10 protein-coding genes are annotated in these 9,276 nt (G+C 72.0%); 4 read left to right on the top strand and 6 right to left on the bottom strand.

Going from position 1 to position 9,276, the window contains the following annotated elements:
- Positions 1-921 (top strand): MFS transporter (locus G3I19_RS31195; RefSeq protein ID WP_164267079.1); only part of this gene is annotated, 921 nt, incomplete at its 5' end.
- A gap of 72 nt (positions 922-993) precedes the next feature.
- On the opposite strand, the gene G3I19_RS31190 is transcribed toward G3I19_RS31195, so the two are convergent.
- From G3I19_RS31190 to G3I19_RS31175, 4 genes are read right to left on the bottom strand one after another with little or no spacing between them, the layout of a single operon-like run.
- Entirely contained in the window at positions 994-1,632 is a 639-nt protein-coding gene (locus tag G3I19_RS31190) for a response regulator transcription factor (RefSeq protein WP_164267078.1), read from the bottom strand.
- 30 nt (positions 1,633-1,662) lie between these two features.
- Positions 1,663-2,901: a sensor histidine kinase gene (locus G3I19_RS31185; protein WP_164267077.1), complete on the bottom strand. Its 1,239-nt coding sequence runs from the start codon at positions 2,899-2,901 to the stop codon at positions 1,663-1,665.
- An 11-nt stretch (positions 2,902-2,912) separates the two neighbouring features.
- Entirely contained in the window at positions 2,913-3,638 is a 726-nt protein-coding gene (locus G3I19_RS31180) for an ABC transporter permease (RefSeq protein WP_164267076.1), read from the bottom strand.
- The gene (locus G3I19_RS31175; protein ID WP_164267080.1) at positions 3,638-4,579 is read right to left on the bottom strand and encodes an ABC transporter ATP-binding protein; all 942 of its coding nucleotides are present in this window, start codon (positions 4,577-4,579) and stop codon (positions 3,638-3,640) included. Before G3I19_RS31175 ends, G3I19_RS31180 begins: the two co-directional genes overlap by 1 nt.
- 354 nt (positions 4,580-4,933) lie before the next feature.
- Between G3I19_RS31175 and G3I19_RS31170 the strand changes: the two genes are divergently transcribed.
- From G3I19_RS31170 to G3I19_RS31160, 3 genes are all read left to right on the top strand, one after another.
- Positions 4,934-5,788, top strand: a complete 855-nt coding sequence (locus G3I19_RS31170; RefSeq protein ID WP_164267075.1) for a MaoC/PaaZ C-terminal domain-containing protein — start codon at positions 4,934-4,936, stop codon at positions 5,786-5,788.
- 88 nt (positions 5,789-5,876) lie between these two features.
- Positions 5,877-6,953: a Zn-dependent alcohol dehydrogenase gene (locus tag G3I19_RS31165; RefSeq protein WP_164267074.1), complete on the top strand. Its 1,077-nt coding sequence runs from the start codon at positions 5,877-5,879 to the stop codon at positions 6,951-6,953.
- A 105-nt stretch (positions 6,954-7,058) separates the two neighbouring features.
- A complete protein-coding gene (locus tag G3I19_RS31160; protein WP_164267073.1) occupies positions 7,059-8,000 on the top strand; it encodes a 3-oxoacyl-ACP reductase in 942 nt (313 codons plus the stop codon).
- A 168-nt stretch (positions 8,001-8,168) separates the two neighbouring features.
- Here G3I19_RS31160 and G3I19_RS31155 read toward each other — a convergent pair whose 3' ends face one another.
- Both G3I19_RS31155 and G3I19_RS31150 read right to left on the bottom strand, forming a co-directional pair.
- Positions 8,169-8,348 (bottom strand): hypothetical protein, encoded by a 180-nt coding sequence (locus G3I19_RS31155; protein WP_164267072.1) that lies wholly within the window; start codon positions 8,346-8,348, stop codon positions 8,169-8,171.
- Between the two features lie 121 nt (positions 8,349-8,469).
- Positions 8,470-9,276: hypothetical protein (locus G3I19_RS31150; protein ID WP_164267071.1), on the bottom strand; the 807-nt coding region annotated here is incomplete at its 5' end.

Genomic DNA, 9,276 nt, shown 5'->3' with positions numbered 1-9,276 from the left:
ATCAACGTGCCGGTCGGCGCGCTCGTCCTGGTGGGCGCGGCCCGCTGGATCTCCGAGAGCCGGGCCGCGGGCGCGCGGCGGCTCGACCTGCCGGGCGCGGTGCTGGTCACGGCCGGCACCGCCACCCTGGCGTACGGGATCGTGCAGACCGAGGCCCGGGGGTGGACGGCCGCTGCGACCCTGGTGCCGCTGCTCGCCGGGCTGCTGCTCATCGGTCTCTTCCTGACGGCCGAGGCGCGCACCGCACTGCCGCTGATGCCGCTGAAACTGTTCCGGGTGCGCGCGGTGGCCGCCGCCAACGCCGCGATGTTCGTGTGCGGCGCGGGCAGCTTCGGGATGTGGTTCTTCATGACGCTGTACGCCCAGAACGTCCTCGGCTACTCGCCGCTCCGCGCCGGACTCGCCCTCATTCCCAGCTCGTTGAGCGTCGTCGCCGGATCCAAGTTCGCCCCGCGGCTGATGCCCCGCCTCGGTGCCAGGAACCTGGCGTTCGCCGGCATCCTGATCACCGTGGCCGGATTCGGCTGGCAGTCGACGATGACCGCGCACGGTGCGTACGTCACCTCGATCATGCTGCCCGGCATGCTGATGATGGCCGGTGCCGGTCTCGCCATGACCCCGCTCACCTCGCTCGCCACATCGGGCGCGGCGCCGGGCGACGCGGGCCTGGTCTCCGGCCTGGTCAACACCTCCCGCACACTGGGCGGTTCACTGGGCCTCGCGGTCCTGTCGACCGTCGCCGCCTCCCGTACCGGGGGCGGCACGGGGGCCGAGGCGCTGACCGAGGGGTACGCCCTGGCGTTCCGGTGCGGCGGGTTCATCCTGCTCGCGGGTGCGCTGCTGATGCTGGTGTGGATGCCGGGGAAGCGTACGCGGGTCACGGGCCGCCCGGTCTCCGCCTCGGAACCGTCCGGCGACTAGGGGCCGGCACCGCCACTGCCTCGTTACCGGCCCGTCCACCGCCCCGGGCCCGCTCCCGCCTCCGCCTCCGCCTCAGAGCCAGCCCTGCTGCCGGGCCGAGCGTACGGCCTCCATGCGGTTGCGGGTGCCTGTCTTGCCGATCGCGGACGAGAGGTAGTTGCGGACCGTCGACTCCGAGAGGTGCAGCTTCCCCGCGATGTCCGAGACGGTCGCCCCGTCCACCGACGCGTTCAGCACATCGCACTCGCGCGCCGTGAGCGGGCTGGGCCCGGCGCTCAGCGCGGCCGCGGCCAGGGCCGGGTCGATGACCGTCTCCCCGGCCAGCACCCGGCGGATCGCGGCGGCCAGATCCTCCACCGGCCCGTCCTTGACCAGGAATCCCGCGGCGCCCGCCTCCATCGCGCGGCGCAGGTACCCGGGCCTGCCGAACGTGGTGAGGATCAGCACCCGGCACTGAGGGGCCCGCGTGCGCAGCTCGGCGGCCGCGTCGAGCCCGCTGAGGCCCGGGAGTTCGATGTCGAGCAGTGCCACATCGGGTTTCGCGTCCAGGACCGCCGCGACGATCGCGTCGCCCGTGGCCACCTGCGCGACCACCTCGATGTCGTCCTCAAGGCCGAGCAGCAGGGCGAGAGCCCCCCGCATCATGCCCTGGTCCTCGGCGAGGAGGACGCGTACACAACGGGCCGGGTGGTCCTGCGGCGTTTCGTTCACGGAGACAGATTAGGGCGGGAAGGCCACCGGCTACGAGGGGCCCGGTGTCCCGCGCACCGCCCCGTGGGACGTGCCGGGGGCGGTGTCCGTGGCGTTGTCCGGTGCGGTGGTCTCCACCGGCAGTTCGGCCACCAGGCGGAAACCGGACCGCTGGCCGGGGCCCGCCTGCAGTGAGCCGCCCGCCGCCGCGAGACGTTCGGTCAGGCCCTTCAGCCCGCTGCCCGGTGGCGTCGAGCCGACGCCCCGGCCGTTGTCGCTGATCACCAGCCGCACCCGTTCCGGCTTCTCGCCGTCCACGGTGATCTCGCACCGGGTGGCCCCGCTGTGCCGTACGGCGTTGGTGACGGCCTCCCTGACGACCCAGCCGAGCAGGGAGGCGCTCTGCGGTTCCAGCGGCGGCCCCGACTGCCGTACGACCGGCTCGATACCGGCGGCGGTCAGCGCGGAGCGGGCGCTGTCCAGTTCGCCGGCCAGGCTGGCGTCCCGGTAGCCGGTGACCGCCTCGCGGATCTCGGTGAGGGCCTGCCTGCCGACGGTCTCGATGTCGGAGATCTGGGAGAGCGCCGCGTCGATGTCGCGCGGTGCGAGCCTGCGGGCCGCCTCCGACTTCACCACGATCACCGACAGGGTGTGGCCGAGCAGATCGTGCAGATCGCGCGAGAAACGCAGCCGCTCCTTCTCCACGGCCGAACGGGCCAGCTCCTGACGGGTGGAGCGCAGCTCCATGACGGTCTCGGAGAGCGTCAGGATCGCGGCCGTCACCGCGCCCGAGATGAACGTGCCGTACCCCAGCGTCCAGGGGTCCCACGGGCTGTGCCCCTCGCTGCCCGAGATGTATCCGGCGGATCCGGAGATGACCATCAGGGTGAAACCGAGCCGCCGGTCGCGCAGAGTGGTGCCCACGGCCAGCGAGAGCAGCGGGAAGTACAGCAGCCAGCTGCCGCCGTAGCCGAGGGCCAGACCGTAGGTGATGGCGGCCATCGCGCCGAGCAGCCAGAGCGTCGTACGGCTCTCCCGCCTCTCCTTGTGGAAAGCCCGGAACGTCACCGAGATGTAGAGGGAGTTGAAGGCCAGCAGCCCGGCCCCGCCGATCCACGGGTTCGGGGCCTCGCCGCCGATCAGATTGGAGAAGCTGCCCAGGCCGAGCAGGAGCCACGGCAGCAGCGTGAAGGCGTTCGGCGGGCCCGGCCGTCTCCGGTCCCTGATGTCCTTCCGCCGCCGCGCGCGGTGTGCGCAGTGCCGCCTCAGCAGGTCCAGCTTCGCGTGCATGATCTCTCCCGTCACACGGTCCTCGCGGACCGACGGTACGAGATCACCGCGTACGTGCCGAACGCCAGCAGCCAGGCGCCGAGCACCGCCACCGTGCCGAGGGCGGGCGCGTTGCCCTGGGTGGTGGACCAGCCCAGGTCGGCGAAGCGGTTGGTCGGGGTGTAGCGGGCGACGGACCGCAGCCAGCCGGGGAACGCCTCGACCGGGAACCACAGCCCGCCCACGATGGCGAGCCCCATCAGACAGGCCACGTTCACCACGCCCGTGGTCTGGGCGGTCAGCCGGTAGCCGTTGCCGATCCCGAGCAGGGTGAACGGCAGCGCGCCGACCCACAGCAGCAGCGTGAGGACGGCCCACTGCCAGGCGTCGATCCGTACGCCGTTGATGAGCGCCCCGGCCAGCAGCACCGCCACGATCCCCGGCAGCACGGTCACCGAGCCGGAGATCGCCCGGCCCAGCACCACCTGCGACGACGGCAGCGGGGTCACCCGCAGCTGACGCAGCCAGCCCAGCGACTTGTCGGACGCGACCCCGGTGCCGACCCCCAGGGCGGCGCCCAGCGCCCCGTACGCCGCCATGCCGACCATCGAGGTGACCCGCCAGGCAGCCGAGTCGGGGTTGCTCGGGCCGATGTTGGTGAACAGCAGATACATCACCACCGGCATGCCGATGCCGAAGATGACGAACCCGGAGTCGCGCAGCGTCCGGCGCACTTCGAGCTTCACGTATTCCAGCATCAGACCGCTGCCTTCTGTCCGGTGTGCGGGGGGACCCCGGGAGTCACGGGGCCCGGCGGGACGTCGTCGTCCGCCCCCTGCGCGGTGAGCGCCAGGAAGGCGTCCTCCAGCGTCGCGGGGGCGACCGCGAGACCGCGGATCGCGCCCCGCTCGGCCAGCGCGACGACGGTGGCGTCCGAGTCGTCCGTACGCAGCGCCGCCCGGTCCGCGCGGATCTCCACGGCGGTGACACCGGGCAGCGTCTGGAGGCCCTCGGTGCCGGTGCCCGCGAGGTCGAAGGAGACCAGGCTGCCGCCCGCCGCGCGCTTGAGCAGCTCGGAGCTGCCGTCGGCGACGATGCGGCCCCGGTGGATGACCAGGATGCGGTCGGCGTTGCTGTCGGCCTCCTCCAGATAGTGGGTGGAGAAGAGCACGGTGTTCCCGCGCCGTGCGTACGCCCGCATCGAGTCCCAGAACGCCCGCCTGGCCTCCACGTCGAGCGCGGCGGTCGGCTCGTCGAGGACGATCAGTTCCGGATTCCCGGCGAGCGCGACGGCGAACCTGACCCGCTGCATCTGGCCGCCGGACAGCTTGTCGACCCGGCGTGCCCCGTACGCACCGAGCCCGGCCATGTCCAGCGCCTCCGCGACCGGGAGCGGACGCGGATACGTACTGGCCACGAAGGCGACCAGCTCCCGTACCGTCACCCGGGGGATGGGCTGCCCCGCCTGGAGCATCGCGCCCACGAGCCCGGCCCCGACCGCCTGTGCGGGTGTCCGGCCGAAGACCCGCACCTGCCCGCTGTCGGGCTCGTCCAGGCCGAGCAGCAGACTGATCGTGGTGGACTTCCCGGCCCCGTTGCGCCCCAGCAGGGCGACGGTCTCCCCCCGGCGGATCTCCAGGTCGGCGCCGTCCACGGCCCGCACCGCCCCGAAGGTCTTGACCGCTCCCGCGAAGCTCACCGCGGGTCCGGTGTCTGTTGTCTGCGTCATGCCCACACGCTACGGAGCCGGAGGGCTCCGCGGGCAGATGCGGTTGTACCCGGCCGCCCGGGACAAATGTCACGGCCGTACCCGCACGCGCCCCCGTGGCCGCACCCGCACCCGTGGCCGGATGTCGTGGGCCGTGCGACGGACGCATATCTGACGTGGCGTCAGCAGTCTTCACAACTCATGAGGGGTGCGTTATACATGGGGCCATCGGCCTAGAACGCGTTCTACAAAGGGCGCCGGAGGCCGGTCCCGTACGACCTCGGTGCGCCTGACGGTGCGGACGGTCGCACCGAGGTCTTTCCACCGTCAAGGAGCGCTCGCCCCATGCCCATTGATGCCGCGCAGGCCATCGCCGCCCAGCCCCGCTCCGGCGAGATCGCCTGGGACCACAAGGACATCCAGCTCTACCACCTGGGAATCGGCGCAGGCCGGCCGGCCACCGCCGCCGACGAACTGCGCTACACCCTGGAGTCCAGGCTCCATGTCCTGCCCAGCTTCGCGACTGTCGCGGGCGCCGGTATGGCGCTGATGGGCGGGCTCGCCGCACCCGGTATCGAGGTGGATCTGGCGGCCGTCCTGCACGGCGGGCAGACCATCACCCTGCACCGGCCGATCCCCGTCAAGGCGTCGGCGCGGTCCACCGCCCGGGTCCAGGCCGTGTACGACAAGGGGAAGGCGGCCGTCATCGTGCTGCGCTCCGAAGTCTCCGACGACCAGGGCCCGTTGTGGACCAGTGACTCGCAGATCTTCGTACGCGGCGAGGGCGGCTTCGGCGGCGAGCGCGGCCCCTCCGTGCGGCTCGACGTCCCCGACCGGGCCCCCGACCGCACCGAGGACCGCGCCATCCGCGAGGACCAGGCGCTCCTCTACCGGCTCTCCGGCGACTGGAACCCGCTGCACGCCGACCCGGAGTTCGCCAAGCTCGCCGGGTTCGACCGGCCCATCCTGCACGGGCTCTGCTCGTACGGGATGACGCTCAAGGCCGTGGTCGACACGGCGCTGGGCGGCGATGTGGCCCGCGTCGACTCCTACTCCACCCGCTTCGCCGGTGTGGTCTTCCCCGGCGAGACGCTGCGGATCCGGATGTGGCAGTCGCCGGGCCGGATCCAGGCGACGGTCTCGGCCGTCGAGCGTGACGAGGCGCCGGTACTCGCCGACACGGTCGTCACCCACCACTGACCTCACGTCCACCGACCTCACCCCCACCTCCTGTCACCGACGCCCACCCCCTGATCCACCAGACCAGCCGTATGTGAGGAGCCGCACCATGCGCGCAGCCGTACTGCACGAGATTGGCCAGGACAAGCTCGAAGTCCTCGACGACATCGAGGCGGTGGGCTTCGGCCCCGGCAAGGTCAGGATCAGGGTCCGGGCCACCGGCCTCTGCCACTCCGACGTCTCGGCGATGAACGGGGTGCTGCCGCAGCCCGCGCCGTTCGTGCCGGGCCACGAGGGCGCCGGCGAGATCCTCGACGTCGGCGACGGGGTGACCGGCGTCAAGCAGGGCGACCGGGTGGTCATCTGCTGGCTGCCCGCCTGCGGCACCTGTCCGGCGTGCAAACGCGGCCAGACCGAGCTGTGCCTCGCCGGGTTCATGAACGCGGGCACCCCCAACTTCAAGCGCCCGGGCGGTGATGTCTTCGGCTTCGCCGGGACCGGCACCTTCACCGAGGAGGTCGTCGTGGGCGCCGGGTGCGCGGTGCCGATCCCCGACGACGTGCCGTTCGAGATCGCCGCGCTCATCGGCTGCGGGGTGACCACAGGACTCGGCGCCGCCATCAACACCGCCGATGTGGAGGCCGGTTCGTCGGTCGCGGTCATCGGCTGCGGCGGTGTCGGTATCTCCGCCATCCAGGGTGCCAGGCTCAGGGGCGCCTCCCAGATCGTCGCCGTCGACCCGGTGGCCTCACGCCGGGAGGCCGCACTGTCCTTCGGCGCCACCGAGGCGGTCGCGCCGGACGCGCTGGACGACGCCAAGCTGCGCATCACGGCGGGGGAGGGCTTCGACTACGTCTTCGAGGTCGTCGGCAAGTCGGCCACCGCCCGCACCGCGTACGAGACGACCCGGCGCGGCGGCACCCTGTGCATCGTCGGCGCGGGTGCCATGGACGACTTCCTCCAGCTCAACATGTTCGAGCTGTTCTTCGACGAGAAGCGGATCCTGCCGTCCATGTACGGGGGAGGGGACGTGGTCCGTTCGTACGAGCGGGCCATCTCGCTCTGGCGGTCGGGCCGTATCGACCTCGAAGGGCTGATCACCCACCGGGTGAAACTCGCCGGGATCAACGACGCGCTGGCCCAGATGCGCTCCGGCGAGGCCCTGCGCACCTGCATCGAGATCTGACCCCCCGCTGCCGGTATCCGTCCCCCCACTGTCGGGATCCGCCCCCTGCCGTCGGGATTCGACCCCCGCCGCCGGGATCCGACCCCCGCTAAGGAGAGCTCGTCCATGTCCTTGCCACTTGATGGCCTGTCCGCGATCGTCACCGGGGCCGGCCGCGGCCTCGGCCGTGCCGAAGCACTCGAACTCGCGCGGCTCGGCGCGAGCGTCGTCGTCAACGACTTCGGAGCGCCCGGCCGTGACGGCTCGGGAGAGGCGTCCGCCGCGCCGGCTGAGGAGGTCGTCGCCGAGATCCGCGCGGCCGGCGGACAGGCGGTCGCCCACCTCGGCGACGTCGCGGACCACGAAGAGGCCCGCGCACTCGTCCAGCTGGCCGTCGACACCTACGGAAAGCTCGACATCCTGGTCAACAACGCGGGCATCCTGCGCGACCGGATGGTCTTCTCGATGTCCGAGAGCGAGTGGGACTCGGTGATCAGGGTCCACCTCAAGGGCCACTTCAACACCACCCACTTCGCCTCGGTGCACTGGCGGGAGCGGTCCAAGGCGGCGGGCGGCCCGGTCTACGGCCGGATCGTCAACACCTCGTCGGAGGCGTTCCTCGCGGGCTCGGCCGGCCAGCCCAACTACGCGGCGGCCAAGGGCGGCATCGTGGGTCTCACCACGTCGACCGCGCTGGCGCTCGCCAAGTACGGCGTCACCGCCAATGTGATCTGCCCGCGCGCCAGGACCCGGATGACCGAGGACGTGTTCGCCGGTTTCGCCGAGCCGGACGCGGGTGAACTCGACCCGCTGGCGCCCGAGCACGTCTCCCCGCTCGTCGGCTATCTGGCGTCCCCGGCGGCCGCGCAGGTCAACGGGCAGCTGCTCGTGGTGCACGGCGGCATGGTCGCCGTGGTGGAACGGCCCAGGGTGGCGGCGAAGTTCGACACGGCGAAGACGGTGTTCTCGTACGAGGAACTGGACGAGGTGATCTCGCCGTACTACGCGGACCGGCCGCCGAACGAGACCTTCGCGGCGGCGGAGGTCCTGACGCTCAAGCACGGCTGATCCGGGCGGCCTCGCCGGCCGGATACGGCTGACGGCGGAAGGGCCGGTTCCCGCCTGAAACGGGAACCGGCCCTTCCGGTGTGCGCTGAACGGTGACGCGTGAACGATGGTGCGTAAACGGTGATGCGTTAAACGGTGACGCGTGAACTGTGGTGCGTGTGTGGCCCGTCAGGCCGCGTTCGAGTGCTGATGGTCCGCCGAGCGGCGGTGGCGGCCGTTGGTCTCCGCCTGGGACGCCTCGGTGGACGCCGCACCCCCCCGGTGCTTTCCGGAGCCTCCGGCTTCGCCCCGGTCGGCGGCCGCAGGCTGCGGGCGCGACTGGGCGGTGTCGGTCCTGGCTTCAGACATGATGGGAAATCTCCCCCGTCAAATCGCTGTGATCGCTACTTTGCCGTGCTGTGCAGTGCTGTTCCCACGCATGCAGAGATCATGCGTACGCGATCACTGCTGCGTGTGCAGGCCCGCGATTCTAACCAGGCTGCGAGCGGCTCGTCAGAGGCGCCTGCTGCAACGGTACGGGCTTGCACACAGCAGGAGTCACCAGGGCCCCGCACGGTTCCTGACCAGCGACTTCCGCTTGTGCGGGTTCTGTGGTCACGTCACACGCCGAGTCCATCCGGGGATCGAGCGGCAGCGCGCCGAGCGGTTCGATGTCCACCACACCGACGGGACCCGTCCCGGCGGCACAGGGCAGCCGGAGCACCCCCTCCGTGCTCCACAGCCCGGTGCCCGCCAACCATCCCTCGGGCGACGCGAGTTGCAGCAGCCGCCGCCCGGCGGGGCGCCACACCCCGAGCCGGCTGCCGGCCGCGCTCTCGATCCGCAGCGCCACCCCGCAGCTCTCCGGCATCAGCACCTGCCCCGGCTGCACCGCGAACGGCGTCAGCACCGCGTCATCGAGCCGCAGGGACTCCGGGAACCGCACCGGCCGCCGGCTCCCCAGCACCCCCCAGCCCAGCCGGTCGTCCCCGGGGGCGTCCGACCGTACGAGCAGCAGACCGCTGTCCGGGTCGGCCAGCAGCAGGCGGTCGTCGCTGCCGTCGGCGATCTGGAGCAGCGCGGTGACCTCGCCGCCGCGCTCCAGGTCGACCGCGACCGACTTGGTGACCCCGCCCGTCTCCCGGTCGAGCGCCAGCATCCGTCCCGTACGGTCCAGCCACACCCCGCCGGTGCAGCGGCCCGGCACATCGGCCACGTGCTCGGGCCCGAAGTCGCCGCCCGCCACCAGCCAGACGGCGGTCGAGTGCGGGCCCGGCGCCAGCGCGTACGCACGGCT

The sequence above is a fragment of the Streptomyces sp. SID10853 genome, assembly GCF_010548145.1.
Lineage (GTDB): Bacteria > Actinomycetota > Actinomycetes > Streptomycetales > Streptomycetaceae > Streptomyces.
The sequence above is the reverse complement of the archived record's forward strand: the minus strand, read 5'-3'. Positions and strand labels throughout refer to the sequence as shown.